27 protein-coding genes are annotated in these 26770 nt (G+C 59.2%); 8 read left to right on the forward strand and 19 right to left on the reverse strand.

Annotated features, from left to right (window positions below):
- Positions 1–3: 3 nt before the first annotated feature.
- On the reverse strand, positions 4–897 hold the full coding sequence (locus BMY55_RS15695; protein ID WP_091433057.1) for a TIM barrel protein: 894 nt from the start codon (positions 895–897) through the stop codon (positions 4–6).
- Positions 898–916: 19 nt separating this feature from the next.
- Entirely contained in the window at positions 917–2020 is a 1104-nt protein-coding gene (locus tag BMY55_RS15700; protein WP_177179401.1) for a Gfo/Idh/MocA family protein, read from the reverse strand.
- Positions 2021–2142: 122 nt separating this feature from the next.
- Between BMY55_RS15700 and iolD the strand changes: the two genes are divergently transcribed.
- From iolD to iolG, 5 genes are read left to right on the forward strand one after another with little or no spacing between them, the layout of a single operon-like run.
- Positions 2143–4011, forward strand: coding sequence for a 3D-(3,5/4)-trihydroxycyclohexane-1,2-dione acylhydrolase (decyclizing) (gene iolD / locus BMY55_RS15705; RefSeq protein ID WP_091433063.1), 1869 nt, complete (start codon positions 2143–2145; stop codon positions 4009–4011).
- Between the two features lie 5 nt (positions 4012–4016).
- Positions 4017–4991, forward strand: a complete 975-nt coding sequence (iolC, locus tag BMY55_RS15710) for a 5-dehydro-2-deoxygluconokinase (RefSeq protein WP_091433066.1) — start codon at positions 4017–4019, stop codon at positions 4989–4991.
- Between the two features lie 29 nt (positions 4992–5020).
- Positions 5021–5863, forward strand: coding sequence for a 5-deoxy-glucuronate isomerase (locus tag BMY55_RS15715; protein WP_091433070.1), 843 nt, complete (start codon positions 5021–5023; stop codon positions 5861–5863).
- Positions 5860–6690, forward strand: coding sequence for a class II fructose-bisphosphate aldolase (locus tag BMY55_RS15720; protein ID WP_091433074.1), 831 nt, complete (start codon positions 5860–5862; stop codon positions 6688–6690). The genes BMY55_RS15715 and BMY55_RS15720 overlap by 4 nt, the downstream gene beginning before the upstream one ends.
- A gap of 1 nt (position 6691) precedes the next feature.
- Positions 6692–7681: an inositol 2-dehydrogenase gene (gene iolG / locus BMY55_RS15725; RefSeq protein ID WP_091433077.1), complete on the forward strand. Its 990-nt coding sequence runs from the start codon at positions 6692–6694 to the stop codon at positions 7679–7681.
- A 124-nt stretch (positions 7682–7805) separates the two neighbouring features.
- Here iolG and BMY55_RS15730 read toward each other — a convergent pair whose 3' ends face one another.
- The 9 genes from BMY55_RS15730 to BMY55_RS15770 form a co-directional block, all read right to left on the reverse strand.
- Positions 7806–8891 (reverse strand): ABC transporter ATP-binding protein, encoded by a 1086-nt coding sequence (locus BMY55_RS15730; RefSeq protein ID WP_091433081.1) that lies wholly within the window; start codon positions 8889–8891, stop codon positions 7806–7808.
- Between the two features lie 3 nt (positions 8892–8894).
- Entirely contained in the window at positions 8895–9680 is a 786-nt protein-coding gene (locus tag BMY55_RS15735; RefSeq protein WP_091433239.1) for an ABC transporter permease, read from the reverse strand.
- 14 nt (positions 9681–9694) lie between these two features.
- A complete protein-coding gene (locus tag BMY55_RS15740; RefSeq protein WP_091433084.1) occupies positions 9695–10681 on the reverse strand; it encodes an ABC transporter permease in 987 nt (328 codons plus the stop codon).
- 73 nt (positions 10682–10754) lie between these two features.
- Entirely contained in the window at positions 10755–11864 is a 1110-nt protein-coding gene (locus BMY55_RS15745; protein ID WP_091433086.1) for an ABC transporter substrate-binding protein, read from the reverse strand.
- Between the two features lie 56 nt (positions 11865–11920).
- Positions 11921–13030 (reverse strand): NAD/NADP octopine/nopaline dehydrogenase family protein, encoded by a 1110-nt coding sequence (locus BMY55_RS15750; RefSeq protein ID WP_091433089.1) that lies wholly within the window; start codon positions 13028–13030, stop codon positions 11921–11923.
- 40 nt (positions 13031–13070) lie between these two features.
- Positions 13071–13661, reverse strand: a complete 591-nt coding sequence (locus BMY55_RS15755; protein WP_091433091.1) for a peroxidase-related enzyme — start codon at positions 13659–13661, stop codon at positions 13071–13073.
- Positions 13658–14137 carry a hypothetical protein gene (locus tag BMY55_RS15760; RefSeq protein WP_322787739.1) on the reverse strand — a complete coding sequence of 160 codons (480 nt, stop codon included), beginning with the start codon at positions 14135–14137 and terminating at the stop codon, positions 13658–13660. The genes BMY55_RS15755 and BMY55_RS15760 overlap by 4 nt, the downstream gene beginning before the upstream one ends.
- Positions 14137–15603 (reverse strand): NAD(P)-binding domain-containing protein, encoded by a 1467-nt coding sequence (locus BMY55_RS15765; protein WP_091433092.1) that lies wholly within the window; start codon positions 15601–15603, stop codon positions 14137–14139. Before BMY55_RS15765 ends, BMY55_RS15760 begins: the two co-directional genes overlap by 1 nt.
- Positions 15604–15668: 65 nt before the next feature.
- Positions 15669–17129, reverse strand: a complete 1461-nt coding sequence (locus BMY55_RS15770; RefSeq protein WP_091433095.1) for an aminotransferase class V-fold PLP-dependent enzyme — start codon at positions 17127–17129, stop codon at positions 15669–15671.
- A gap of 101 nt (positions 17130–17230) precedes the next feature.
- On the opposite strand from BMY55_RS15770, the gene BMY55_RS15775 reads away from it, so the two are divergent.
- Positions 17231–17695: an Lrp/AsnC family transcriptional regulator gene (locus BMY55_RS15775; protein ID WP_091433098.1), complete on the forward strand. Its 465-nt coding sequence runs from the start codon at positions 17231–17233 to the stop codon at positions 17693–17695.
- A 9-nt stretch (positions 17696–17704) separates the two neighbouring features.
- On the opposite strand, the gene tdh is transcribed toward BMY55_RS15775, so the two are convergent.
- From tdh to BMY55_RS15790, 3 genes are all read right to left on the reverse strand, one after another.
- On the reverse strand, positions 17705–18733 hold the full coding sequence (gene tdh / locus BMY55_RS15780) for an L-threonine 3-dehydrogenase (protein ID WP_091433246.1): 1029 nt from the start codon (positions 18731–18733) through the stop codon (positions 17705–17707).
- 14 nt (positions 18734–18747) lie between these two features.
- A complete protein-coding gene (locus BMY55_RS15785) occupies positions 18748–19935 on the reverse strand; it encodes a glycine C-acetyltransferase (protein WP_091433100.1) in 1188 nt (395 codons plus the stop codon).
- Between the two features lie 93 nt (positions 19936–20028).
- On the reverse strand, positions 20029–20586 hold the full coding sequence (locus BMY55_RS15790) for a helix-turn-helix domain-containing protein (RefSeq protein ID WP_091433103.1): 558 nt from the start codon (positions 20584–20586) through the stop codon (positions 20029–20031).
- A 625-nt stretch (positions 20587–21211) separates the two neighbouring features.
- Here BMY55_RS15790 and BMY55_RS15795 point away from each other — a divergent pair.
- Complete coding sequence (locus BMY55_RS15795) at positions 21212–21514, forward strand: hypothetical protein (RefSeq protein WP_091433105.1); 303 nt, start codon at positions 21212–21214, stop codon at positions 21512–21514.
- Positions 21515–21682: 168 nt separating this feature from the next.
- Here the strand turns inward: BMY55_RS15795 and BMY55_RS15800 are convergent, their stop codons facing one another.
- The 5 genes from BMY55_RS15800 to BMY55_RS15820 all read right to left on the reverse strand — a co-directional run bounded on the left by BMY55_RS15800 (position 21683) and on the right by BMY55_RS15820 (position 25891).
- Entirely contained in the window at positions 21683–23182 is a 1500-nt protein-coding gene (locus tag BMY55_RS15800; RefSeq protein ID WP_218142259.1) for a multicopper oxidase family protein, read from the reverse strand.
- A gap of 106 nt (positions 23183–23288) precedes the next feature.
- Positions 23289–24719: a mercury(II) reductase gene (gene merA / locus BMY55_RS15805; protein ID WP_091433108.1), complete on the reverse strand. Its 1431-nt coding sequence runs from the start codon at positions 24717–24719 to the stop codon at positions 23289–23291.
- Complete coding sequence (merF, locus tag BMY55_RS15810; protein WP_091433114.1) at positions 24716–25105, reverse strand: mercury resistance system transport protein MerF; 390 nt, start codon at positions 25103–25105, stop codon at positions 24716–24718. The genes merA and merF overlap by 4 nt, the downstream gene beginning before the upstream one ends.
- A gap of 57 nt (positions 25106–25162) precedes the next feature.
- Positions 25163–25468 carry a heavy-metal-associated domain-containing protein gene (locus BMY55_RS15815; RefSeq protein WP_091433117.1) on the reverse strand — a complete coding sequence of 102 codons (306 nt, stop codon included), beginning with the start codon at positions 25466–25468 and terminating at the stop codon, positions 25163–25165.
- A gap of 15 nt (positions 25469–25483) precedes the next feature.
- Entirely contained in the window at positions 25484–25891 is a 408-nt protein-coding gene (locus BMY55_RS15820; protein ID WP_091433120.1) for a mercuric transporter MerT family protein, read from the reverse strand.
- Positions 25892–25967: 76 nt separating this feature from the next.
- Between BMY55_RS15820 and BMY55_RS15825 the strand changes: the two genes are divergently transcribed.
- Complete coding sequence (locus tag BMY55_RS15825; RefSeq protein WP_177179394.1) at positions 25968–26381, forward strand: MerR family transcriptional regulator; 414 nt, start codon at positions 25968–25970, stop codon at positions 26379–26381.
- Positions 26382–26770: the final 389 nt, after the last annotated feature.

The following is a 26770-nucleotide window of genomic DNA, read 5'->3' on the forward strand; positions in this document are numbered from 1 at the left end:
TCCTCAGTTAAAGCCAATGCTTTCCAGATATTCACGGTTCAAGCGCGCATCACCCACAGGGTCCGGGTCAAGCGTCGGGTCGCAATCCTGTTCGACCGTGCACCATCCCTGGAACCCGGCATCCACCAGCACTTGGCGCACGGCAGGAAAATCGACATCCCCGTCGCCCAGATTGCAGAAAATGCCCTGGCCGCAGGCGTCATAGAACCCGGTGCGTTTCTTGATCACCTCGGCTTTGACAGCGGGATCAATATCCTTGAAATGCATGTATGAGATCCGGTCCATGTGCCGCTTCATGAACGCCACCGGATCAAACCCCGCATAGGAATGGTGTCCGGTGTCAAAGCAGATTTTCAGGATCTTCTCGTCCACTTCATTCAGCAGACGCTCCAATTCGGGCTCGAAATCCATGAAACCCGCCGCATGGGCATGAATGCCAACGGTCAGCCCATATTCCTCGGCGCCGATCCGCGCACTTTCCGCGATCCGGTCACGATAGGCCGTCCATTCCGCCTTATCCATCTGCTCGGCTTCGGTCGCCCGCCCCGCTGTGGGTGCACGACGAGGCGAGATCGAGTCGATCAGCACAAGATGCTGCGCCCCATGCGCCTTCAGCGCCCGCGCGGTGCGGTGCGTTGCATCCAGCACGTCGTCCCACGCGGTCGGATCGTGATAGGGGCGAAAGACCACGCCGCCGATCAGTTCCAGATCGTTCTCCGCCAGCGCATCCGCTAAGACCGCAGGGTCTTCCGGCATGAAGCCGACAGGCCCAAGCTCGATCCCCTTATAGCCCGCGGCTGCACAGTCTTTCAGCACGGATTGCCAGGTCGGATTGCGCGGATCATCCGCAAATTCCACACCCCACGAACAGGGGGCATTGCCAATTCTGATGGTCACTTGGTTCGCCTTTCAAAGCTCAGAAATTGTTGATGTCCTGCCAGCCGCCAGACTGGTCCGAGGCAAGCGCCGCCGCGATCACGCGGTTGACCTCGTGCCCGTCCCGAAAGGTTGGCCAACGGTTTTCTTGTGTCTCGATCGCGGCCAGAAAATCGCGCGCTTCGATGATGATCTGATCCTGATAGCCGGTGCCATGCCCCGGTCCCTGACAGAAAGCCTCATAGTCGGGATGCGCCGGTCCGGTCAGGATCTTGGTGAACCCGCGCGTGGCATCCGGCCCCTCGGTGCGATAAAGCCAAAGCGCATTCTGATCTTCCTGATCAAAGCGAATTGCGCCTTTTGTGCCCGTGATTTCATAGGCATAGCCCATCTTGCGCCCGGTCGCGATGCGGCTGAAATACATCTGCCCCATTGCGCCGTTTCCAAAGCGGCACATCACTTGGCCATGGTCGTCATTCGTCACCTTGCCACCGGGGCGGGTTTTGTGAACCGTTTCAACCTCGGCCATGACGCGGCTGATTGGCCCCATAAGGGCCAGGGCTGCGTTGATCATATGCGGGGCCAGATCGCCCATCGTGCCATTGGCCATGCCAACTGTGCGCCAATTGGCAGGTGTCTCGGGATTGGCCAGAAAATCTTCGGTATGTTCACCACGAAACCATGTGATGTCGCCAATCGTCCCTTCTGCAATCAGGTGACGCGCAAACTGGCTGGCCGGCGTGCGGATATAATTGAACCCCACCATGTTCACGACCCCGGCCCGTTCCGCAGCGGCGGTCATCGCCGCGCTGTCTTCGATCGAAGCGCCAAGGGGTTTTTCGCAAAAAACCGGCTTTCCCAAGGCAAAGGCGGCTTCAGCCACATCGCGATGGGTTTCCTGCGGGGATGCAATCACAACCGCACCGACCGCGTCATCATTGACCAAAGCGCGCCAGTCATCCGTGCCACGTCGGAACCCATAGGCCTTGCGATACCGTTCAGCACTTTCCGGGGTTGTGGCGCAGACCATCTCTAGCCGCGGGCGCAGCCCCGTGTTGAACACCGCCCCAACAGACGACATGGCGACCGCGTGCGCCTTGCCCATGTAGCCGCCACCAAGGATTCCGATACCGATCTCGGTCATGCTTTGAAGCTCCATCATGAAATACGGTTTGCAACCGGTTGCAAATTTTGTATCGTAAGAATCAAATTCTCGCAAGCTGCATTCGGTGACACGCCGGAAAATCTCGAAGGGTTCGCGCCAACATGACGAAACAACCAGACACCATTCGCCTGACCACGGCCCAAGCCATCATTCGTTGGCTGTCAAACCAGTTCATCCAGATCGACGGGCAAGAAATGCGCCTGTGTGGCGGAGGGTTCGGGATCTTCGGCCACGGCAACGTGACTTGCCTGGGCGAGGCACTTTACAATGTGCGGGACGAACTGCCGCTTTATCGCGGTCAGAATGAACAAAGCATGGGATTCGCGGCAGCGGGCTATGCCAAGCAATGGCTGCGCCAGCGGTTCATGTTCTGCACGGCATCAGCCGGGCCGGGCACCGCAAACCTTCTGACCGCTGCGGGGCTGGCACATGCCAACCGCCTGCCCTTGCTGCTTTTGTGTGGCGACACATTCATCACACGCCTACCCGACCCGGTGTTGCAGCAAATGGAGAACTATGGCGACCCGACCCTTGGCGTGAATGACGCGTTCAAACCCGTTGTGCGGTATTGGGATCGCATCAGCCACCCGGCGCAGATCATCCAGTCGCTGCCAAATGCCATCGCCACCATGCTGGACCCGGCCGATTGTGGCCCCGCTTTCCTTGGTCTGCCGCAAGACGTGCAGGGCTGGACCTATGACTATCCAAAGGTATTCTTTGAGAAAAAGATGCATCGCATCCGTCGTCAGACCCCCGACTCAGACGAGGTTGCAGATGCGATTGCCCTTCTCAAAACAGCTAAGCGCCCGATGATCATTGCGGGCGGCGGCGTGCAGTATTCCGGCGCGGTCGATGAACTGACTGCTTTTGCTGAAGCCCACCAGATCCCTGTGGTTGAAACCATTGCGGGTCGGGCCAACATGCTGGCCACCCACCCGCTGAATATCGGCCCGATTGGCGTCACTGGATCAAACAGCGCCAATGCGATTGCTGAAAAGGCCGACGTGATCGTCGCTGTGGGCACGCGGTTGCAGGACTTTACCACCGGATCTTGGACGGCGTTTTCCAAGGACGCGCGCTTCATCTCGATCAACGCAGCCCGCCACGATGCAGGCAAGCATATGTCGCTGCCTGTTGTTGGCGACGCCAAACTGGCTTTGACCGCTCTCGGCGCGGCGCTGGACTTTCGGGCACCTGCCGACTGGGTTCAAACCGCACAGGACGAGCGCAAGACATGGGATGCCTATGTCGCCGACAACGTGTCTTATGGCAATCGCCCGAACTCCTATGCCCAAGCCATCGGCGCGGTGAACGAGTTGTGCGACCCCCGCGACCGTATCGTTGCTGCCGCAGGCGGCCTGCCTGCGGAGGTGACGGCCAACTGGCGCACACTTGATGTCGGCACCGTGGATGTGGAATTCGGCTTTTCCTGCATGGGCTACGAGATCGCCGGCGCCTGGGGCGCACGTATCGCGCAGGCCGAGCGCGAGCCGGACCAGGATGTCATCACCTTCTGCGGCGACGGCTCTTACATGATGCTGAACTCGGATATTTATTCCAGCGTGTTGAGCCGTAAGAAGTTGATTGTGATGCTGCTGGACAATGGCGGTTTCGCCGTCATCAACAAGCTGCAAAACAACACCGGGAATGAGAGCTTCAACAACCTGATCGCCGATTGCCCGACCGTGCCTGAACCCTTTGGCGTGGATTTCGTGGCCCACGCGACGTCAATGGGGGCCGAGGCCGAGAAAGTGTCGAACCTGTCTGAACTGGGCGACGCGTTCAAACGCGCCAAGGCATCGGACAAAACCTATGTGATCGTCATGAATGTGGACCCCTATGAAGGCTGGACCACCGAAGGTCACGCGTGGTGGGAGGTGGGCACCCCACACATCACCAACAGCGACCGGGTGCGCGAGGCGCATCAGGATTGGGAAAGCTCCCGCCCGAAACAGCGGAAGGGAGTGTAAGGCACATGCTCCTCGACGACATCAGACAGAACAAATTCGTGGTCTTTGGTCGCGCGGGTATGGACCTTTACGCGGACCCCGTCGGCACCAAATCGGAACATGCCGACATGTTTCATGCTGACCTTGGCGGCTCATCCGCCAATATCTGCGCCGGGCTGGTGAAGCTGGGGGCAAAGGCCGCTTTGGTTACGTCGGTATCCGATGACGCGGTGGGGCGGTTCTGTATCAATCGCTTGTGTCACTATGGTGTCGACACCCGTTATGTCCAGTCCGTGGGTGGCGAGGCGCGCACATCGCTTGCCGTCTATGAAAGTGTGCTGGAGGATTTTCAGAACGTGATCTATCGCAATGGGGCGGCTGATTTTCAGGTGCCTGATGCAGATGTCGACCAAGTTGACTACTCTGCCTTCGGTGCACTGATCACAGCAGGCACCGTGTTTGCCGCCGAGCCGTCCCGCAGTTCCACTTTCCGTGCCATCGACCATGCGCGTGCCGCCGGGTTGCCAGTGATTTTCGACATTGACTATCGCCCCTACAGTTGGCCATCCGCCGAAATTGCCGCTGATGTCCTGTCACGCGCTGGTGCAGTCAGCGACATGATCGTCGGCAATGATGAAGAGTTCGGTTTCATGGCGGGCGGCATCGAAAACGGTATGGAAAAGGCACGGGAACTCGCCGCCGAAGGCAAACTGATCATCTACAAGATGGGCCACAAAGGTGCGATCACACTTTGGCAGGGCAACGAAATTCATACCGGGATTTACCCGGTTACGGCCGTTAAACCCAACGGTGCAGGTGACAGTTTCATGGCAGGGCTTCTGGCCTCGATTGCCGATGGACACAGCTTGCACGATGCCGTTCTGCGCGGCTCGGCCTGTGCATCCATCGTGGTCAGCCAACCCGGCTGCGCCCCAGCGATGCCGACCACTTTCGAACTCGACGCCTTCCTTGCCCAACATCCCGGCGCAAGCGCTGCTTAAGCGCGCCGCCCCTGAAAAGGACCAAACCCATGCACATCGCCCCGTACGACAACAAGAACACACCCATCGTTGATGCAGATCACGATCTGGTGCCGCTGAATTATTTCAACATCGTCAAGCTGAAGAAGGGCGAGACGTTCGAATACCAGGTGCCCGGCTATGAAACCTGCGTCGTTCCCGCCACCGGAACGGTGGACGTAGAGGTGGAGGGGATGAGCTTCCCCGCTCTGGGAAACCGAACCGTTGACGTCTGGGATGGCGAACCCGAAGGCGTTTATGTCCCCGTTGGAGCGAAAGTGACAATCACCTGCGTGACGGACGAAACCGAAACCTTCATCGCCGGGGCGAAATACGACAAGGTGCTTGATCCGTTTGATGTGCGCGCGGATGAGCTTGACCTTGTGCAATACGGGTCGGACGACACGAAAACCCACCGCAAGATCAAGCATATCCTTGGACAGAAACACCACGACAAAGTGGGCCGTCTGCTGGTCAGCGAACTCTACACCGTCGGTCAGGGGGGCTGGTCCGGCTTCCCCTCGCACAAGCACGACACCGACCGCCTGCCCGACGAGACACGGCATGACGAGACCTATAATTTCCGCTTCCGCCCCAACTATGGCTCGGGCGTTCAGATGTTGCAGCGCGAAGACAACAAGCCGGGGGATGCTTATCATATCATGGACGGGTCCACGATTGTTCTGGACAAAGGCTATCACCCCTGCGCGGTGCTGCCCGGTTATGAAATGTATTATTTCACCATTCTGGGCGGTCTCAGCCAGCGGTCGCTGGTGCAGTATTTTCAACCAACACATGCAGGACAGATCGAAACCATCCCCGGCATCAAAGACATGATCGCGAAATTCAAATGACACTTGCAACGCTTGCTGATGTGCTTCAGCCCGCGCTGAAGCAAGGCTATGCCGTGGCTGGGCTGGTCACATTGGGCTGGGAAGATATGCGCGCCTATGTCGCCGCCGCCGAAGCCGAAGACGTTCCCGTGATCCTTCAGGCGGGTCCGTCCTGCCGCGCGCACACGCCCCTGCCGGTGCTGGGCAAGATGTTCCGTTATCTGGCGGAAGGTGCCAGCGTGCCCGTCGTGGCGCATCTGGATCACGGCTATACGATGGATGAATGCCGCGAAGCGATCGACAGTGGGTTCACATCGGTCATGTTCGATGGTTCGCGCAAGCCCATTGCGGACAATATAGCCGCGACCAGGGCGATCGTCGAACTTGCCCATGCCGCAGGCGTCTCCTGCGAAGGCGAGATTGGCTTCGTCGGATATTCCGGCGGCGAAGGGTCATCGGGCACAGACCCTGACGACGCAGCCCGTTTTGCGCGCGAGACCGGCGTGGACGCGATGGCGATCTCGGTTGGCAACGTCCATCTTCAACAGGACAAGGAAGGCGGGCTGGATATACCCCGCATCCGGGCAATCGAGGCCGTGACCAGCGTGCCGCTTGTCATCCATGGCGGCTCTGGCGTGCCGGTCGAACAAAGACGATTGCTGGCGACAGGTTCAAGTATCTGCAAATTCAACATCGGCACCGAGTTGCGCATGGCCTTCGGACACGCCCTGCGCAAGGCGGTGAACCGCGACACATCCCGCTTTGACCGGGTCTTGATCTTGAAAGAAACTCACGACCCCGTCATGGATGCCACGCGCCGGGTACTGCGCGCGTTCAAAGGAGAATGACATGTTGAACATCGGACTTCTGGGCTGTGGCCGTATCGGGCAGGTTCACGCCCGCTCGATCAGCCAGATCGACGGCGCGCGCGTCGCGGCTGTCTCGGACGCGTTCGCCGACCCCGCCCAAGCCTTGGCATCAAAGATTGGCGCACAGGTCATGGACAGTGACGCGCTGATCAACAGCAAGGATGTCGACGCCGTGGTGATCGGAACACCAACGGACACCCATTACGACCTGATCCACGCCGCCGCCCGCGCGGGCAAGGCGATCTTTTGTGAAAAACCCGTCGACATGTCCGCCGACCGCATCCGCGATTGTATCAAGGCAGTCGATGCGGCAGGCGTTTCCTTCATGACCGCATTCAACCGTCGCTTTGACCCCAATTTCGCCAACATACGATGCCGTATAGAGCAGGGAGAGATCGGGGACGTCGAGATCGTGACAATCATGTCGCGCGATCCGTCGCCGCCCCCCGTCAGCTATATTGAAAGTTCGGGTGGGCTGTTTCGGGACATGATGATCCATGACCTTGACATGGCGCGGTTTATTCTGGGCGAGGAACCGGTCAGCGTCTATGCCGTCGGTGCCGCCCTTGTTGATCCGGCCATTGGACGCGCGGGCGATGTTGATACCGCTGCTGTCACGCTGACCACGGCGTCCGGCAAAATCTGCCAGATTTCCAACTCCCGCCGGGCGACCTATGGCTATGACCAACGGCTGGAAGTGCATGGGTCCGCTGGAATGCTCCGCGCGGAGAATATACTGGAAACCACGGTTGAAGCCGCAAACGCTTCCGGGTTTCGCAAGGCACCCGCGCAGTATTTCTTCCTTGAGCGCTATGAAGCGGCGTATCGCAACGAAATGGTCCACTTTGTCGAAGCCGTTGCGTGCGGGGGTCTGGTTGCCCCGGACATCATGGACGGGCTACGCGCCCAGGTGCTTGCGGATGCAGCATCTATATCTCTTTCCACGGGGCAGCCAATCAGGGTCGACTGACCCTTCCGTGTCACCAATACGCGCGTTGGCAAGCAGATCGCGTCGGCCAACGCGGACATCGGTTATGGTGCCGTTGTTCGGGGTCTGCGCGCTCTAAATGGCTACAGGAGTGGTCCGATGCCGTTCAGCTTTTCAGCACTGCCATATTGTCCGCCTCCCAGCCGATCCAGACCGGATCGCTGCCGAGCGACTGGCCGGTCTCGGCATCAACATAGGCCTTGAGCACCGCATCGCCGTTCTCGCCCACAGCGATCTCCATCGTCATGCGAGATCCGAGGAAGGTTCTGCCCACCACGCGCCCCAGCACCGCATTGCCGGTCTGCGGGCGCTCGGTGTGGAAGTCGAGCTTCTCTAACCGCACTGAAGCGGTGATTGGCTGGCCCGCGTCCGGCAATCTGTCAGGCGCCTTGCCCATAAGGGTTGTTCCCTCCCAGTCCATCACCACCTTGTCGCCTTCGGTGCCACGCATCCGGCCTGACAGAAGGTTGGTCTCGCCGATGAACTCGGCCACGAACCGGCTGGCGGGCCGGAAATACAGCTCTTCCGGTGTGCCGTCCTGTTCCACCCGACCCTGGTTCATCACCACGATCCGGTCGGACATGGTCAATGCTTCTTCCTGATCGTGGGTCACGAAGAAGAAGGTCTTGTTGGTGCGCCGCTGGATCGATTTCAGCTCCTGCTGAACCTGTCCACGCAGCTTGGCATCCAACGCACCCAGCGGTTCGTCCAGCAACAGCAGTGCCGGATCGGGCGCCAGCGCGCGGGCCAGTGCCACCCGCTGGCGCTGACCCCCGGACAGTTGCACCGGATAGCGGTCGCCAAAGGCGTCAAGCTCCAGAAACGACATGATCTCGTCCGAGCGGCGCTTGATGTCCGCCTTGCCCATCCCTTTCAGCTCCAGCCCGAAGGAAATATTCTGCGCCACGGTCATATGTGGAAACAGCGCGTAATCCTGAAATACCATGTTCACATGGCGCTTCTCGGGCGGCTGGTCGGTCACGTCCTCGCCGTCAAGGATCACCCGGCCGGTGGTCGGACGTTCGAACCCGCCAAGGATGCGCAGCGTGGTGGACTTGCCGCAACCCGACGGGCCAAGAAAGGTCACGAACTCGCCCTGTGCGATGTCCAGTGTCAGGTTGTCCAGCGCGACGGTCTTGCCGAAATGCTTGGACAGTCCCTCGATGCGGACAAGTGGCGTCTGATCGGTCATGGTTCAGCTTTCCTTGTTCATGCGGCGGGTGAAACGCTCGGCCCAAATGCCGACGGCGGCGGTCAGGATCAGCGCAACAGTTGCGATGGCGTTGATCTCGGGGCTCATGCCCGAACGAAGTTTGGCAAAGATCAGCACCGGCAGCGTCGGTTCATACCCGCCCAGGAAGAACGATCGGACGAAATCGTCAAACGACAACAGCAGGCAGAAGATCGACGCGCCGAGAATGGCGGGCACCAGATAGGGCAAAGTGATCCGGATGAACGTGACCAGCGGGTCGGCACCAAGGTCGCGGGCGGCCTCGATCTGGCTTTTCGGCAGGGTCGACAGGCGTGCCATCACCACCAGCACCACGAAGGGCACGTTGTGCACCGCGTGCGCCCAGACGATCGCGCCCATGCCGGGCTCGATCCCCAGATAGCGGGCATAGATGCGAAACGCGATGGCCGAAATGATCCCCGGCACCAGCGCAGGCAGCACCGTCATTCCGAAAATCGCAGTGCGGCCAAGGAATTTTCGCCCCTCCAGCAACACGGCGATCCACGTGCCGACCATCACTGAAATCAGCGTCGACAGAACCGCGATGGCGATGGAATACCCAAAGGTCGACAAGACCTCGGCATCGGCAAAGACTCCCGTGTACCAATCCAATGTCCACGACCGGATCGGAAAGCCAATGAACTTCGAATCCTTGAACCCCATCATGATCATGAGGAACAGCGGCACGAAGACGTAAAGGACAAAGGCCCAATAGATGCAGCTCAGGAAGATCCGGTTGCCCCGGAACAGCTCTGGACGATCGTTCATTCCTGCTCTCCTTTACGCAGCGAATTCATCACTTTCTGGAACGTCGCCGTAATGACAAGCGCCGCCATGAACATGATCGTGGCAAAAGCGGCTCCGGTGGGCCATTCGTCACCGGCCACATGGAAAAAGCCCGCGATGGTTTCGGCAAACACCGTGGTGGACGGCCCGCCCAGAAGAACCGGCGTCGCATAGAAACCGGTGGAGATAAGGAACACCAGCGTGCAGCCTGACGAGATACCTTCTATGGTCAGCGGAAGCGACACCCGGCGGAACCGTGTCCATGCCCCGGCGCCCAGATCGGCTGCGGCCTCGTTCATGCTTTGCGGCAATTTCTCAAGCGCCGAATACAGCGGCAACAGCATGTAAAGCGCAGTCAGATAGACAATGCCGACCCCCATCGAAAAGCTCGTGTACATGAAGGGTATGGGTCGGTCGATCAGACCCATCCATTTCAAAACAAGGTTCACCGCGCCCGTGTTGCCCAACAGGATCATGATGGCATAGGTGCGCACAATCTCACCCACCCAGAACGGGATCAGCAGAAGCAGCAGAAACAACATCTGGTTCTTGCGGCTGACATGGCGGGCAAGAAAATAGGCCACCGGATATGTGATGATCAGCGTGCAGAAGGTGAACACCCCGGCAAAGGCCAGTGTCCGAAAGAACGGCATCCAGAAGATACTATCCCCGAAAAAGCGGGCATAATTGTCCAGGGTGAAATTCTGTTCGACCCCCGGTGCGACCGGATAGGCATCGGTCAGCGACACCCGAACCATCTGCAACATCGGCCCGAGGTGTTGGGTCAGCACCCACAGGACCGGAAAGGCGGCAAGGATCAGGAACTGGCGGCGCGGCGAGGCCGTCGCCAGACGCATCAACGTGTGATACGGGCCCCATCCGACCAGGCGGCCCCAGAATGTGCGGTCGGAAGCGTCATGTGCCTCGGCGCGCTTGCCCCGCTGCGAGGATGCGTCATAGGTCATTCAATGGTCTTTCGGAAGGTCAGGGCCCCTGCCCCGCACCGGGCGGGACAGGAACAGGTTTCCTAACATGGTATCAGGCGGCCTTGATCGCCTCGACCGCCGGGTCAACAAGCCCGTATTTCATCTCGTTCGCTTCGGCACGGAAGAATTGCAGGTTCGCCAACTGCTCTTCCGGGAACGAGGTCGACTTCTTCTCGAGATCGCTCAGATATTGCGAGGCATCCTTGTATGTCGAAATGAAGCCCGATGCCTTGGTCATCGCCGCACCGATTTCGGGCGAGGCAAGGATCGCGTCAAGGAAGGTATAGGCGTTGTCCACATTGGGCGCGTTGTTGGCGATATTATAGGTATAGACAAAGCCATATGACCCTTCGCGCGGGATCGTCATTGCCAGCGGGAAGCCATCATTGATCAACGCTGCTGCCGGGCCGTTCCACGAATGACCCAACGCGATGTCCTGGTTGACCATCATCTGCTGGAACTCGGCCCCGCCGTCGTAATATTTGCGCACCAAAGGCTTCTTCTCGATCAGGAACTGCTTGGCCTCCTCGACGATCTGTGCGGCCTTCTCGGGGTCATCCATATATTCGACCATATTGCCGTCATACCCCTTCATCAGCATCACGATCGACATCATGTCCTGAATGATATAGGCCGTCTGACCGCTGTATTTCTCGCTGAACAAAGTGTCCCAAGTCAGCGCTTCTTCCTCGCTCACCAACTCGGTGTTGTAGGACAGGACTTCCATTCCAGACAGGATCGGCGCACCCCATTTGTTGCCGTTGATCGTCGACCAATCGCTTTCCGAGAAGGTCGGGTTGATCTTGCCCCAGTTGGTCAGCCGGTCAGTGTCAAGCGGCGCCAGAAGGTCGCTGTCGATGAATTGCAGGAACCGGTGGCCGGCGACGGTCATGATGTCGACCGTCGGGTTCGGCTGTTCGGCGGCCAGCAGGTTGAACTGTTTGCCCTGATCATCCACCAGACGCACATTCACCTTGATACCGGTTTCGGCCTCGAACTGCTCCTTGAACGCTTCGGGCACGAAATCGTTATAGGTCCAGATGTTCACCTCGCCACCCGACTGGGCCGCAGCGCGACGCAGATAGAAGGGCGATGCCAGCGCAGCCCCGGTGGTGGCGGCGGTGCCAAGAAAACGGCGGCGGCTATAAAGCAGTTTTGACATATCAGGTCTCCTTGTTGGTTCAGTGGTCTTCTTCTTGGTTATTATCTTGTCGTCGTTCAGGCGCTGGCGGGGTGACGCAACAACCCTGTCTTTGCGGCCTGTTTCAGATCATCAAGGTCATAGCGGCCAAGGTCCAGCGCTTTCAGGATCTCGTTCTCTCCTTCGAAATCCCGACCATACATGGCCGAAAAAATCCGGATGCCAGCCTCGTGCAGCGGTGCGGGGTGGCCGGTCAGCCGCCCCAGCGCCGCGGTCAGGACCAACCCATAGGGCACATCCTCGGTCACGTAACGGCTGTCAGCCGTGTCTGGGCCGACACCTCCGTTTCCCTGCGCGTGCATCTGCTGGTTCATCTCGGAAATCGAGGCGACGGGCACGTGGAAGGACAGGTGGAAATGTTCAAAGATCGTCTTGACTTCCAGCCCCAGCGCCTTCGCGATGTCCAGTCGCTCACGGTCCAGCTCTTCCAGCAAACGACCCACTTTGGGGGTGACGTTCTGGCCCTGCGACCATGTCTCGCCGCGTTCCATTCGGGTGATGTTGCCCAAGGCAATCCCCATGTGGTTTTGCGGGTTCAGGTTGGACAGCGAGATCGCCAACAACCCACTACGTGGCTGGAACCGGTCGCCGAACAGGGTCTGGCACAGGCTCAACGCTTCTTGGGATCGGTTATCCGGCACGGTGCAAAGATCAACACGGCTGCGCACGGTGTTCACCTTCACCTCGGTGCCCGATTGCCGCCGTCCGGTGCAGATTGTGGTGCCCCAAGCGGTGATTGGAACATGCACGGCACGCGCGGCCAGAAGCTGCGACAGATAAACCGCCCCCAGCGAGGCATGGGACGAAATGATAACATGATGCCGCGGTTCGATATGCGGGGCCAGCGCGTCCAACACCGTTTTGTGGCCGTAACCCGGAAGCGCGATGATCAACACGTCATTGTCGCGAGCCAGCATCGCTGCACTGTCGGCAATGCGGGGCGTCAGCGTTGTCTCGACCGCGCCAACCGCTTTCAGCGCAGCACCGTTCGCCAAGTCCGCCGTGCCCTTGCCCGATGGCGACCACAGCATCGGATCGTGGCCAGCCTTATGCAACAGCGCCGCCGTCCCGAACGCAATCGAGCCTGCGCCCGCCAATCCAACCGATTTGCCCACGTCTCCTCCCATCGTATTTGCCAAACCTTTCATCGCGACGCTGATCTTCGCCCTACGCTGCGTCTTCCGGCACCCGCACCGGATCGCCCAGAACATGCATCAGCCGGTTGGCCCAGCCAAACAGCGCGGCGGACAGGGTCAGATCCAGCATCTCGGTCTCGTCCAACCCGGCAGCCTTCAGCGCGTCCATATGCTCCGGCCCCGCATTTGACGGTGCTTCGGACAGCGCCACCGCAAAATCAAAGATCGCCCGGTCGCGTGGTCCTAGGTCTGCCTTCGCGCCGTCGCGGAACAGTCTGTCCGTCGCCTCGGTCGATTTCTCTAGCTGCGCATGGCGCGCGGCATGGACAGCGGCGCAATAGATGCAATGGTTGACCATCGAGGCTCCCAGCGCGCCCAGTTCCCGCTCTGCCCGGCTCATCCCGCCCCTGTCATACATAATGGCATTAAACAGCGGCGAACGCACCTTCAGGCTTTCGACGTCATGCGCAAGGGTCAGAACATATTCCGACACCTTGGTATTCGACGGCGTGACCTGCAACGCATCCAACTGCGCGTCGGTCGCTTCAGACAGGTTCACCGGGGTCACGCGCGGCTGCCAATGCGGCACATTGCGGGTGAATTTCGTGATCACCTTACTCATGCGAACATCCCCTTCATCAGACGCAGCCCGGCAATCAGCCGAATCTGATAGGCCAGAAATGCGTTCAGTTCCGCCAACCGAACGATGTCGGCATCCGCCACACCTGTCGCTTGCAGACCCGAGATGTCAGTCGCCAAGACATTGCGCGTATCCACCGCCACCTTGTCCATGAAATCCACGACCTCAGCCAAGCCGTGTGCAGCCCCGTCATTGGCCGGATCGGCCAGATCGGCAAACGCGCCGGCTCCTTCGACATAGCACGCGGCAAGGTCGGTTTCTGCATTCAGCGCCACAATCCGCGCCGCCAGAGCCGCCCGCAATTCATGCGACCACGGGCCTTTGTCCTTGGGGCGCAGTACCGCTTCTTCCGCGGCCTGCGTCATCTCGAAGATATTCGCGCGGCCCTCGACGGCAGCCCCCACTGCGGCATCCGTCATGACACCTGCGAATCTCAAAGCGGTCGTCTCGAACGCCATCAGGCCACTTTTCCTTTCTTGTCGTCCGTCACCAGTTCGGAGGGCACCCATTCGCTGCCATCCAGTTCCGGCTTGTCGTAATCCAGCATCGCCTGCCAATGCGCGTCTATATCCTCGGCATACAGTCTCGCCGCGATCTCGCGCACCATCCAATTGGCACCTTCCGAGATCCCGGGAATATCGCCCGACACCTTGCCCAGGCTGGCCGAGGCGCCGTAGTTGAAGCAATAGACATTGGACAGCCACGGCGCGGTGCCCGGCACCTTTTCGCGGAAGGTGAAATCGTCATTCAAATAGGGGAACCGTCCCAAATCGCGTGAGTGCTCGTCCGCTGGTGGTGCGTAAACATCCTGCCACAGCAGAATATCGCTGGCCGCATCGCCGAACTCGGTTCGTGACAGCGGGTCGATCGTGAAGCCGGTGCCAAGGATAACGAAATCCGCCTCATAAGCCGTGCCATCGGCGAAACCCACTTTGACCGCGCCGTTCTTTTCGACCGTCGTTTGCACCGCTTTGCCGAAATGGAAATAGGCATTCGGATGACGGCTGACCCGGTTGGTGGACCCGTGCGGCGGTGGCGTTTGAGTGGCAAAGGAATACTGCATGAAGCGCCAGCGCCATTCATCGGGCAGGCGGGCATATCCGGCGGTGAACCCGAACGAGCCGATCCCCATCATCTTGTTGATCGTCGGCATTTCAGCGCGGCGGATCAGGTGGCGCACTTCGGCCGCGCCATGTTCCAGCGCCTCGGCGGCATTGTCCACGGCGGACGCCCCCACGCCCACCACCGCCACGCGCTTGCCTTTCAGCGTGGCAAAGTCGATCTTGTCGGCACTATGCGCCCAATACTTGCGGTCCAGACCCTGCACGAAGCCCGGAATGTTCGGTTGCCCCGTGCCATCGCGCCCGGTGGCAAAAACCAGTTTGCGGCACAGGATTGATTCTTCCCTGGCCCCCGAAAGATGCAGCCGCAACAAATCCCCCTCAGGTTCGACCAGATCGACGGCCACGTTGTTCTCGGTCGGGATGTCCAACACCTGCCGATACCATTGCAGGTATTCCATCCACATCGGGCGTGGGATTTTGTCCAACGCGTCCCATCCCTCCGTGCCAAACTGCGCGCGGAACCACGCCTGAAAGCTCAGCGCGCCATGGCCGAAGGCCGGGCCGGTCAGTTCCTTGGGCGAGCGTAACGTCTCCATCCGCGCATAGGTCAGCCACGGGCCTTCCAGCCCCTCGGGGCTACGGTCCAGCACCCGCATGTTATGAATGCCACCGGTTTTCAGCGCCAGCCACGCCACCATGCCGCACATGCCTCCGCCAATGATCACCACATCGCTCACGCCTTCACGCGCAGGCACCCAATCCTTGCCGGGCCAGCACAAAAACTTCAGATCCTCATGCAACCGCGCCTCAAGCCTTGGCAAACCTTGGTCGTCGATGGGTGAAGCGGGATCGCGTGTCATGTCGTCTTTCCTTCAAGTGTGAACTTCTGCCCTGATCAGAACAGTCAGGTTTGGCACTGTCGATGTCACGAGGCAAGCGTATCCTTGGCGAAATCCTGTGCTTTGAACCGGGCGGTGCTGGTATCGACGCGATACTGTGCCGTATAATCTTGGGCGATCCGCGCCAGATCGTCCACCGCATCAATGATTAAATCTGCCTTCGCGTCCGTCATCAAGGCAGAAAGGTTCAGCCGCACCCAGCCGGGTTTGGCGGTTTCCTGACCCAATTCCAACGCCGCCATAGTGGCATCGGAATCGGACTTGCCAAGACCCAGCAAACGGTGGCCATAAGGCCCGGCGCAGGCGCAACCGCCACGCGCCTGAACGCCTGTCAGATCGCTGAGCAACCGGGTGAAAAACTGGTGGTGGACCTGCGCGCCGTGGCCGTCCCGTATCCGGAACGAAAAAATTGGCAGCGCATCGGCTTCGGGTGTGCCCAGTATCTGGATACGATCATTGGCCGCCCAGACCTTCAAGGCACGCGCCCTGAGCGCCGCTTGCCGTTTATCCAACCAATCCTGCCCCAACGCTTCTTTCACCAGCATCGCCAATGCGGCGCGAATGTCGCCGGTCACATTGGGCGTGCCGCCCTCTTCGCGCGCGGCAAGGTTTTCGGAATACACATGCCCCCAAGGCGACACGAAACTGACCGTGCCGCCGCCAGGAAGGGTCGGCGTGGCACGACACGCGATCGCGTCACGGATCACGGCAATACCGCTGGACCCCGGACCGCCGGGAAACTTGTGCACGGAAAAAACGATGGCATCCTTCTGCGCGTCGCTGCCCTGTTTCATATCCATTTCGCAATATGGGCCGGCGCAGCCGTAATCCCAGATCGCCAGCGCACCATGGGCGCGCAGCATTCGCGTTACGGTATCCACATCCGTCAGAATGCCGGTGACGTTGGACGCTGCTGAAAAGGTGCCGACAATCCGCGCAGCACCCTTGGCCGCCCATAATGCACGGGCCAAATCGTTCATATCGACACCGCCACCCGGTGCTTCTGCAATCTCGATCACCTCTGCCCCGGTTTCGCGCCACGGCAGAATGTTGGAATGGTGTTCATACGGGCCGGTCAGAACCACCACGCGCTGTCCGTCCCTCACCAATCTGGTCAGATCCAGCAGACCGACGATCCGGTTGATCCCGGCGGTCGAACCTGCGCCGGTAAACACCACGCTCATCCCCTGCCCCGCGCCGGTCAGGCGGGCAATCTCGGTCCGCGCAGCCTCGCGCAGTTTGGTCATGTATTCACCACAGAACGACGCCTGTGTGTGGGTGTTGGCATAATAGGGCAGCACTCGGTCACGGATGAAATCCTCGACTTGTGCCAGCGCCCGGCCCGAAGCCACGTAATCGGCATAAATTAGCGGCTTTGGACCGAACGGCCCGTCTATCTGCACATCCTCACCGATCAGCCCCTTGCGGATCTGGTCGTGAATATCGGAACCTGTCAGCGTAGCCTTGAAATCGTCGAGAGCCGTCATGTTATCTCCTGATTTGATGCAAGCATTGTGACGCAATATCAACAAATTTATTCACAGTTTTTAGCCGTTGTATTTCATTTTTTGGGTCATATAATCGGTATATGGCAGATAAATTCGATCAATTTGATTACCGCATCCTGGAAGAACTTCAGCGTGACTCGGCACAGTCCCAACGGGCGCTTGCCGACAAGGTTGGCCTGTCGCAAAACGCTTGCTGGCGACGGCTCAAGACGTTGGAGGCGAAGGGGGCTATCCGCAACCGAACCGTGGTCATCAACCGCGAGAAACTGGGCGGTGGCTTCGTCGTGTTTTCGCTGATCAAAACGCGGCATCATTCGTCGGATTGGCTGCGCCAGTTCCGCAATCATGTCTCGGCAATCCCCGAGGTGATCGACTTCTTCCGCATCGGCGGTGAATATGATTATCTTCTAAAGATTGTTGTCAACAACATGGCCGGGTATGACGAAGTCTATAAGCGCCTGATCGGCAATATCGAGCTTGAGACCGTCACGTCCTATTTCGCGATGGAGGCGATCGAGGAGCAGCGCCCCATCCCGCTCAGATAGCCTCCGGCCCTACCGCCAGTTCAACACCACCTTGCCCGACAAGCCGGATTTCATCGCAGCGAACCCCTCTTTGAACTCGTCCACCTTCATCCGGTGTGTGATCACGCGGCTCACATCCAGCCCGTTTTGTAACATGGCGATCATCTTATACCAGGTCTCAAACATCTCGCGCCCATAGACGCCCTTGATGGTGATCGCCTTGAATACGATGCGCGACCAGTCAACCGGAGACTTGCCGGGCGGAATGCCCAGAAGCGCGATCTTGCCGCCCATGATCAGACCTTCTACCATCTGATCCAGCGCCTGCTGACTGCCCGACATTTCCAAGCCGACATCAAAACCCTGCTTCATCCCCAACTCGCGGATCACATCGCGCAGGTCTTCTGTTGTCACATCGACCGTTCGGATGTTGTGGCAGACATGTTCGGCCAGCTTCAGGCGATCCGGATTGATATCGGTGATCACCACATGCCGCGCCCCGGCATGACGCGCGACTGCTGCGGCCATGATGCCAATCGGCCCGGCCCCGGTGATCAACACATCCTCGCCCAGCAGATCGAAACTCAGCGCCGTGTGCACCGCGTTTCCCAACGGATCAAGGATCGCACCAATCTCGTCCGGAATATCATCCGGCAACGGCACCACATTGAACGCGGGCAGGCGCAGATATTCCGCAAACGCCCCCTGCACATTCACGCCAATGCCCCGCGTTCCGGGGTCCAGATGGAACTTGCCCGACCGGCTCTGGCGGCTTTCCGTGCCGACCACATGGCCTTCGCCCGAACACCTTTGACCGATCTCAAGCCCGGTGACATTGCGGCCAAGCTCGACGATCTCGCCGGCAAATTCGTGACCCGTTATCATCGGCACCGGCACCGTGGCCTGCGCCCAGTCGTCCCAGTTCCAGATGTGAATATCGGTGCCGCAGATACCCGTGGCATTGATGCGGATCAGCACATCATCCGGCCCGATCTCGGGCACCGGAGCGCGCACCATCCACAACCCTTCTTCGGGCTTGGATTTTTCCAGGGCTTTCATCGTGTTCGGCAGGCTCATTCGATCACTCCCAGGTTGCGACCCACTTTGCCAAACGCGGCCAGCGCGCGGTCAAGCTGTTCGGTGGTCAATGCTGCGCTCATCTGGGTGCGGATGCGGGCCTTGCCATGCGGCACCACCGGGAAGAAAAAACCCGAGACATAGACACCTTGGTCAAACAACCCGGCGGCCATCTTCTGCGCCAGCGGGGCCTCGCCCAGCATCACCGGAATGATCGGATGTTCGCCCTCCAGCAGGTTGAAACCCAGCTTGCTCAGCCCGTCCCGCCAATAGCGCGCGTTCGCGAAAAGTCGCGCCCGCAGATCGGCACCCGCTTCGACCAGACGGATCGCCTCCAGACCTGCCGCGACAATCGACGGCGGCAAGGCGTTCGAGAATAGGTAAGGCCGCGCGCGTTGACGCAACAGGTCGATCACCGGTTGCGGTCCGGCGATGTAACCGCCAAGCGCCCCGCCCAGTGCCTTGCCCAATGTGCCGGTCAGAATATCAACATCGATTCCGAAATGATCCGGCGTCCCTGCGCCCTTCGGTCCCATGAAACCGGTGGCGTGGCAGTCATCCACCATCACAACCGCGTCATATTCCTTTGCCAACCGGGTGATCTCCGGCAGGTTGGCCAGATAGCCATCCATCGAGAACACGCCGTCGGTGGCGATCATCACATGGCGCGCACCGCCTTCGCGCGCCTCTTTCAGCTTCGCCTCAAGATCGCCCATGTCGTTGTTGGCATAGCGAAAGCGTCGCGCCTTGCACAGCCGGATCCCGTCAATGATCGAGGCATGGTTCAGCGCATCCGAGACAATCGCGTCCTCCGGCCCCAGCAGCGGTTCAAACAACCCGCCGTTTGCGTCGAAACAGGCCGCGAACAGAATCGAGTCGTCCTTGCCCAAAAACGCCGCCAGCTTCTGTTCCAGCTCGCGGTGCAGGTCCTGCGTGCCACAAATGAACCGGACCGAGGCCATGCCAAAGCCCTTGTCCTCCATCACATCCCGCGCAGCCCGGATCAGGTCCGGGTGGTCGGCCAGCCCCAGATAGTTGTTGGCGCACAGGTTGATCACCTCGCGATTCCCCACAGTGATCTCGGCCCCCTGCGGCGAGGTGATCAGGCGCTCGCGTTTCATCAAGCCATCAGCCTCGATCCCGGCAAGCGTGGTTTTCAGATCTGCGATGAAACGGTCGGACATGAGACGACTCCTGTGATTTGCCTGATCTGGATACGATAGCGGATATTATTCCGCAATATAGGACTACTCTTTGTGAATACGCTCTGCGACTGGCTACATACCCTTGACGACAAGAAACGCCCGTGCCTGCCCCTCTGCCTTTAGCCGATGCGGCACATCGGCCGCATATCGCGCAGTTTCACCCGTATTCAACCGATCGGACGCATGCCCGCTGGTCACAGTCAGAACCCCTTCAATCACCGTCAGGTTCTCTTTCGTGCCGCAGGCATGTGGGGCAGAGTCGAGCATACCCCCATCGGCAAAGCGCAGCTCATACACCTCGTGGCGGCCCGCATCTTCGGGCGGGGACAGGATGCGGATCGTGCAGCCGTCACCATGGTTCTCGATGGTCGGCACTTCTTCGGCGCGCAGCAGCTCGATCCGGCTGCCCGCCTGGTCTTCCAACAGCCCCGCGAAATCCACCTGCAAGGTGCGGGTCAGGTTCCAGAGCGTCGACACCGTGGGCGAGCTTTCGCCCCGTTCGATCTGGCTGACCATGCTGCGCGACACGCCCGACAGCTTGGCCACCGCGTCCAGCGACAACCCCTGCGCTTGCCGCGCCTGCTTCAGGCGGGCGGAAAGACGAGAGAGGATCGAGTCTGGTTTTTCCATGTTCGGAGGGTAAGGCTGACTCGGATGGCCTTCCAGTGAAAAATTTGGTCATCAGACCGGTGCGCGGGCGTTCGTCACACATCCACCCTGGTTGCAATCGATCTGAATGCAAATGGGTTTTTTGATTTTGCATTTGACAGCGACGGCCCGCCAAACGGTCGAACGCCCGGGCAACAAACCGCGACGCGTGTTGGAAGGAAGGCCGCGCCCGAGGTTGCATTGATTCAGAAAAGACTGGTGTGCGGTATCAACTGACGTTCCCGGAGTGCTTTTCAATGTCGGTTTTCAGCTTCCTTGCTTCAAAACAGTAAACGGCACACTGTTTGGCGATGGACCCTCATAGCTGTGACAAGACACGCTGAGCCGCACGTCGGGAAAGTTAAGCGTCATGGACTATGCAGGAAGAACATCCACTCACGATGCGCACGGAAACCGGTTGGCAGCCATTAAAGTGAGGCTTGAGACACAGGGCATCAAGGAAGTGCGCTCTCTCTGCCGTTTGAAGCAGAACGGTTCGATGGCGCGTTCATGGTACATGTTGGGATGAACATCCAGGACAAGCAGACCCTGATGCGGGCGTGCGCGTGTTCTCAATCCCGGAGCGAAATTGGGCATCTCTGACATCATGAAGACCAATGATGAAAAGCTGATTTACCCCGTCCCTTGGGCAACCACGCCTGAGACAAGCTGGTTGGCTGACCCAGAACACTACCGAGCGCCGTTTGAAGGCAATGGATTTACCCTAGCAAAAGAAAACAATAGCCGTGAGTTTGCCATGGAGTTTTTCGGAAAAATGAAGGCAGCAAGCGAAGCCGCAAATGGCCTTCCGCCTTTGGGCTTGCACGTTCTCATGCAGCAATCGAGCGTAAAATGGTCCCGAACATGGTTGCGAAGTTCGCTGCAAATCGAATTTCGCACATCAAGATGATTGCGGTAAAAGGCAAATGAATTCGACAGTCCAGGCGCGCTATTTGCTGGTGATTGACGTGATCGTTTTGAAGAACGGCGCAATTGCCGACATTCGCCGCACCTATGGCAGTCGAAATGGGCGGGCCGCCCCCGGCGTTGGTCGCGGCGGTGACAGCGGCCCAGATATTCAGACGTATTCGACCGTTGTCATCATCCCGGCCGCCATGTGGTACATATTGTGGCAATGCAGCGGCCATTCACCAGGGTTGTTGGCATCAAAAGCGATCGTGACGCTTTCCATCGCCGGGACCAGCACGGTGTCGCGCATCGCCCCGGACAATCTGGCGCGCCCCAGGCCGACAACCTGAAAATGATGGCCGTGCAAATGCATGGGGTGTGACATCATCGTCTGGTTACGCATTGTGATTTCAACCCGCTGACCGGCGACAACCTCGACCGGATCGCGATCCGCGAATGACTTGCCGGAAATGCCCCAAGTGTAACTGCTCATGTCGCCGGTCAGATCAATGGTCAAGGCGGCGTCCGCGGATTTTGGCTTCAGGCCGTCTGTTGCAAGCAACTGGCGTTCAAGATCAAGCAGAACGGGCGGAGCGGTCACATCGGCTGTATCGGAAATGCGGTCGATCTTTGCGGACGCCGACGCCAGAACGATGCCGGTGCGATCCTTGCCGCCTTCAAGTTGGGCAAGGATCGGGTAAGCACCGCCATTTGCAGGAATCGAGACGTCGATATCCAGCCGTTGCGCCATTGCGATTTCAAACCGGGTGCCGCCAATCGGTGAAATATCCATGCCGTCGACCGCCACAAGCCGCCCGGGCAAGTTGCCGGTGTCGATCCAGAAATTGCTGGACGAGCCAGCGTTGATGATCCTCAACCGGACCTGACTGTTCTTCTCGACCTGCACGATCTCGGGATCGGACAGATCGCGGTCGTTCGCGAGAAAGGCGTCGAACCCGACATCGTTCAGATCCATCGGCATCCCGGCCATGGTCATTCCGCTGCCATCCATCCCTTGCATGTTACCCATGTCCATATTGCTATGGTCCATCCCGGCCATGCTGCCATTCCCGCCGCGGACCATTCCCATATTCATCGCAGCTGCACCGGACCCGATCAAAGCCATTGGTTCCGCTTTCAGTCCTGCCAGAATTTCCTCGGGCGCGGTAAAGCTGAAATCATGCAGCAAGATAGTTACCGCTTGTCGGTCGGCCGACGCATCTTCTGCCGTCTCCACAATCAAGGGGGCGGCCAGAAGCTGTGCCTCCTGCAAGCCAAAATGCGAGTGCATCCAGTGGGTGCCGGGCCTTTTCAGATCGAAAAGGTAGTCGTGCATGCCGCCTGTCGCGATGGGCACCTGAGAAACGTTGCTTCCGTCAAAGGCGACCGGTGGCGTCAGACCGTGCCAGTGAATGACGGTCGGATCAGCAAGCGTATTCAAGACCCGCACATCAAAAGGTGCTCCGACAGGTAGAACCAGTCCGGTTTCCCCAGCGTCGTTCGTGATGCCATAGACAGTCGCGGCCCGCCCCCGAATGTCCAGCGTGCGGGTGCCGACGGTCAGAGTGTGTTGCGGGGTGCTCTGGGCAGAACTGCGCATCGGCAACGCCAATGTTCCACCAAGGGCGGCAGCCCCTTTCAGAAGCGTTCGTCGGGAAATATGCACCACTCGTTTTATCCTTGTCAGAAGATTTCTGTCGGCAAGATGACCAAGGCATGCGCCCAAGACGATCAGGGCCAGACCTCGCCTATAAATCCATCCTTGTTTCGATTCGTCATCCGGCGCAACAACTGAGCTTGGCCACGTCCACCTCGAAGCTCTGAGCGGCAAGTTTCAGCCCCTCTACGGTGGTCAGATAGGGAAAGATCGTGCCGCCCAATGCCCGGGCCGTCATGCCGAACTTCATCGCCATGACCAGTGTCTGGATAGTGTCCGATCCTTCGGGTGCAATAATCTGGCCACCCAGCAACCTGTCAGTTTTCCTGTCCGCCACCAGCTTGATCAAACCACGCGTATCACGGGCGGCCAGTGCGCGCGGCACCTGGTCCAGCGGCACGATAGAGGTCTTGACCTCGAACCCGGCATCCCGCGCCTGTTGCTCGCTCAGACCGACCCCGGCAACCTGCGGGTCACAGAACACGACCCAGGGCATGACGGAGTTGTCATATCGCCTGTCCTCGTTCAGAACCGCGTTGCGCGCGGCCAGCTTGGCCCCATAAGCTGCCATGTAAACAAACTGGTCGCGGTCGGTCACGTCGCCCGCCGCATAGATGCCGGGCACTGTGGTTTGCATGTCGTCGCCGATGACGATGGACCCGCGTGCGTCGGTCTCCACGCCGATCTCTTCCAGACCCATACCGTCGGTATTGGCGCGCCTGCCAGCGGTCGAGACAAGACGATCCGCTGTCACTTCGACAGGTTCGCCGCTCTGCATGACCCGCAAGGTCACGCCCGCTGCATCACGGCGCACGCTCTGATAGCTTAGTCCTGACAGCAGGGTGATTCCCTCGGCGGCAAAAGCGTCCGCCAATTCCGCAGACACTTCCGGTTCGGCACCGGGCAGCAAATGTGACCGTGTTACCAGCGTGACCTTCACACCCATTCTGCTCATCATCTGCGCAAGTTCCGCGCCGATGTAGCCCGCCCCGATAAAAATTAGGCTTTCCGGCAGGGTTTCAAGCTCCAGCAGGCTGGTGCTGTCGAGCACGCCGATATCCTCGATCCCGTCAATCGTCGGCAGAACCGGATGACCTCCGGTCGCGATGATCAGTTTCGGTGCGGTTAGAATGCGACCGCCGACGATAGCGCCACCCTCGGTCAACCGCGCCGGACCGGTGTCGATATAATCCACACCCGCGTGTTCCGGCAGTAAGTCGGCGTATTTCTTCTGGCGCAGACTCGCCACCAGATCTTCCTTGGACTGGATCAGCGTAGGCCAGTCATCGACTTGGGCGTGACCCGACAGGCCGGGAAACCGCTTCGCCGCATGTGCGCCATGGATCGCTTCCGCCGCGCGGATCATCGCCTTGGACGGCACGCATCCGACGTTCACGCAAGTGCCACCGATGGTGCCATGCCCGACCAGCGCGACCCGCTTTCCCGCGTCCGCCGCCGTGATCGACGCGGAAAAGCCCGCCGATCCGGCCCCGATGACGATCAGGTCGTAACCGTCGTGTCCGTCGGCGTTCTTGTCGATATCTTTCATTTCAGCAAATCTCCTGCCGGTTTCGTTCGGTTGAGAAAAAAGGCGTATGCGCCGACAGCCAATACCGCGCCGACGGTGATGCGTAGGGCAAAGCGGAAGTCGATCCAGATGATGATCGCGGACAGCGCAGCGGCAATCAAAGTCGCCCAGAGTTTTGGGCTTGGTCCAAATTGCCCTGCCCGCAGCCAAAGCCCCTGCGCTACGACGGCGAGGCAGAAGAACAATAGCGGGAACAGTGCATAGTCCAGCCAGCCGGTGAGGGCAGACAGGCCGACACCTGCGACGACAATGACCAGAAGAGGGGTGAAGCAGCACACGGCGGCAAAAATCGTGCCGCCCAGCCCCCATTTCAGCAAACGGTCGGGGTTTTTATCGGTTTGTGTCAAAAGGCGTTCTTTCGTTCTGTGCGATTTCGGCGTGAGAAGTTGCAGCCCGGCACTTTGTCACGACGCAGGGTCGGGCAGCAGTTCGGCGGGATAGCCATTCGCCGTCACGGCCTCGATGATGCTTTCAACAGTGGCTTTGGTATCGTCGAAGGTGACGCTGTAGACGCCACGATCATCCTCGGGGCCTTCCACGAAATCGTTGATCTGGACCGATGGAACACCACGCAAGGAACTGGCGACAATGAAAGAGCATGAAGGACAGGTCAGCTCGCTGACGGCGATCTCGACTGTGCGCTCCTCTGCGAGGGCTGTCGAACCAAACGCGGCCACGACCAGTGCCGTTGATAGAATGATGCGTTTCATGATTTTGATCCTTGCTCAGAATGTCAGGATGAAGGGCGTGAGGTAGGGAAAGATCATCGCCACAAAGACGAGTGCAGCCGCAACCCAAAGGGTTGCACGCATGGCTTTGCGGGTGATCGGGCGGGCGCAGGTTCCGTCCGCGCAGGCTCCTGTGGTCACAGGCTTATAGGCCTTGTAAAACCCATATCCAAGGAACGCGGAACTAAGCGCGAAAGTATACCACTTATACGCATAAAGCGCACCAAGCTGCGCGATGAAAACACCGGTCACACCGAAGCTTACCAGCACCAGCGGCAGAATGCAGCACGAGGTCATCGCCAACGCGCCAAGAACACCGACGCCGGTCGCGCCCCACCCTGTCGCCGCATCATCGCCAATCTGGCGTGTCTGGTCGGGTGTCTGTGTCGTGACGCTCTGTCCCATAGTATCGCCCTTGTTCTGTTACCTCCTCCGTTGTAAGGTCTGTAGTTGATACAGGCTCAAGGGATATCTGCGAAGTATGGATAACAGAGGCGTGAAAGCCCTGCGGCGGGTCGATCTGGCGCGTGCCACGGGCTGTAATCTTGAAACCATCCGCTATTACGAGAGGGTCGGCATCATGCCAGACCCGCCCCGCACTGCAAACGGGTATCGCAGCTATGATGATGCCCATGTCAAACGGTTGAAATTTGTCATACGGTCCCGTGACCTCGGTTTTTCACTGGAAGAGATCCGGGGATTGCTTGGATTGGTCGATGACCAAAGTCAGACCTGCGGCGAAGTCCAGACCGTCGCCAAGGCGCACCTTGAAGATGTGAAGGCAAAAATTGCCGATCTCGTGCGAATTGAACGTGTCCTGTCTGAAACTGTCGCCCGATGCACGGGGGATGACGCCCCGGAATGTGCGGTTATCGATGCACTTCTGGACCCATAGGTTTCGGTGACAGCGGATATGACGTTCTGCCATGACATTCGCGGTAATGACCTCGTTGAACGTGGTTCGGGATTTGTCTAGAAATACCAGCGCAGCGCTGGCGCGGGCCTGTTGGACAGCATGGCAACCGCGATTATCCGCAGGCCAATGGCTCTGACTGGAATGGTTTTGACAAAGCGATGGGCCGCCGATTTGGCGCAGGGGTCGATCCGCGCAGGCATCTCGGGTGCGAAGCGGACCAAGCCAGCGGACAGCACAGTCTGCGCCGCATTTCGGAACAACCAGAGCGAAGCCCTTTGTTGGTCGGGCCACGAAAAGAAAATGACGCAGCCGGGCTCTGAATGCGGCTGAACCAGTCTTTCGGGACCCGGGCCATGACCTTACCAGCG

This window comes from Aliiroseovarius sediminilitoris (assembly GCF_900109955.1).
Classification (GTDB): Bacteria; Pseudomonadota; Alphaproteobacteria; order Rhodobacterales; family Rhodobacteraceae; genus Aliiroseovarius; species Aliiroseovarius sediminilitoris.

What these genes read in the sequence shown, in the direction of transcription:
- BMY55_RS15700 (WP_177179401.1), bottom strand. Translation starts at nt 2,020, where the DNA reads ATGACCGAGATCGGTATCGGAATCCTTGGTGGCGGCTACATGGGCAAG.
- iolD (WP_091433063.1), top strand. Translation starts at nt 2,143, where the DNA reads ATGACGAAACAACCAGACACCATTCGCCTGACCACGGCCCAAGCCATC.
- iolC (WP_091433066.1), top strand. Translation starts at nt 4,017, where the DNA reads ATGCTCCTCGACGACATCAGACAGAACAAATTCGTGGTCTTTGGTCGC.
- BMY55_RS15715 (WP_091433070.1), top strand. Translation starts at nt 5,021, where the DNA reads ATGCACATCGCCCCGTACGACAACAAGAACACACCCATCGTTGATGCA.
- BMY55_RS15720 (WP_091433074.1), top strand. Translation starts at nt 5,860, where the DNA reads ATGACACTTGCAACGCTTGCTGATGTGCTTCAGCCCGCGCTGAAGCAA.
- iolG (WP_091433077.1), top strand. Translation starts at nt 6,692, where the DNA reads ATGTTGAACATCGGACTTCTGGGCTGTGGCCGTATCGGGCAGGTTCAC.
- BMY55_RS15730 (WP_091433081.1), bottom strand. Translation starts at nt 8,891, where the DNA reads ATGACCGATCAGACGCCACTTGTCCGCATCGAGGGACTGTCCAAGCAT.
- BMY55_RS15740 (WP_091433084.1), bottom strand. Translation starts at nt 10,681, where the DNA reads ATGACCTATGACGCATCCTCGCAGCGGGGCAAGCGCGCCGAGGCACAT.
- BMY55_RS15745 (WP_091433086.1), bottom strand. Translation starts at nt 11,864, where the DNA reads ATGTCAAAACTGCTTTATAGCCGCCGCCGTTTTCTTGGCACCGCCGCC.
- BMY55_RS15750 (WP_091433089.1), bottom strand. Translation starts at nt 13,030, where the DNA reads ATGGGAGGAGACGTGGGCAAATCGGTTGGATTGGCGGGCGCAGGCTCG.
- BMY55_RS15755 (WP_091433091.1), bottom strand. Translation starts at nt 13,661, where the DNA reads ATGAGTAAGGTGATCACGAAATTCACCCGCAATGTGCCGCATTGGCAG.
- BMY55_RS15760 (WP_322787739.1), bottom strand. Translation starts at nt 14,137, where the DNA reads ATGGCGTTCGAGACGACCGCTTTGAGATTCGCAGGTGTCATGACGGAT.
- BMY55_RS15765 (WP_091433092.1), bottom strand. Translation starts at nt 15,603, where the DNA reads ATGACACGCGATCCCGCTTCACCCATCGACGACCAAGGTTTGCCAAGG.
- BMY55_RS15770 (WP_091433095.1), bottom strand. Translation starts at nt 17,129, where the DNA reads ATGACGGCTCTCGACGATTTCAAGGCTACGCTGACAGGTTCCGATATT.
- BMY55_RS15775 (WP_091433098.1), top strand. Translation starts at nt 17,231, where the DNA reads ATGGCAGATAAATTCGATCAATTTGATTACCGCATCCTGGAAGAACTT.
- tdh (WP_091433246.1), bottom strand. Translation starts at nt 18,733, where the DNA reads ATGAAAGCCCTGGAAAAATCCAAGCCCGAAGAAGGGTTGTGGATGGTG.
- BMY55_RS15785 (WP_091433100.1), bottom strand. Translation starts at nt 19,935, where the DNA reads ATGTCCGACCGTTTCATCGCAGATCTGAAAACCACGCTTGCCGGGATC.
- BMY55_RS15790 (WP_091433103.1), bottom strand. Translation starts at nt 20,586, where the DNA reads ATGGAAAAACCAGACTCGATCCTCTCTCGTCTTTCCGCCCGCCTGAAG.
- BMY55_RS15795 (WP_091433105.1), top strand. Translation starts at nt 21,212, where the DNA reads ATGAAGACCAATGATGAAAAGCTGATTTACCCCGTCCCTTGGGCAACC.
- merA (WP_091433108.1), bottom strand. Translation starts at nt 24,719, where the DNA reads ATGAAAGATATCGACAAGAACGCCGACGGACACGACGGTTACGACCTG.
- BMY55_RS15815 (WP_091433117.1), bottom strand. Translation starts at nt 25,468, where the DNA reads ATGAAACGCATCATTCTATCAACGGCACTGGTCGTGGCCGCGTTTGGT.
- BMY55_RS15820 (WP_091433120.1), bottom strand. Translation starts at nt 25,891, where the DNA reads ATGGGACAGAGCGTCACGACACAGACACCCGACCAGACACGCCAGATT.
- BMY55_RS15825 (WP_177179394.1), top strand. Translation starts at nt 25,968, where the DNA reads ATGGATAACAGAGGCGTGAAAGCCCTGCGGCGGGTCGATCTGGCGCGT.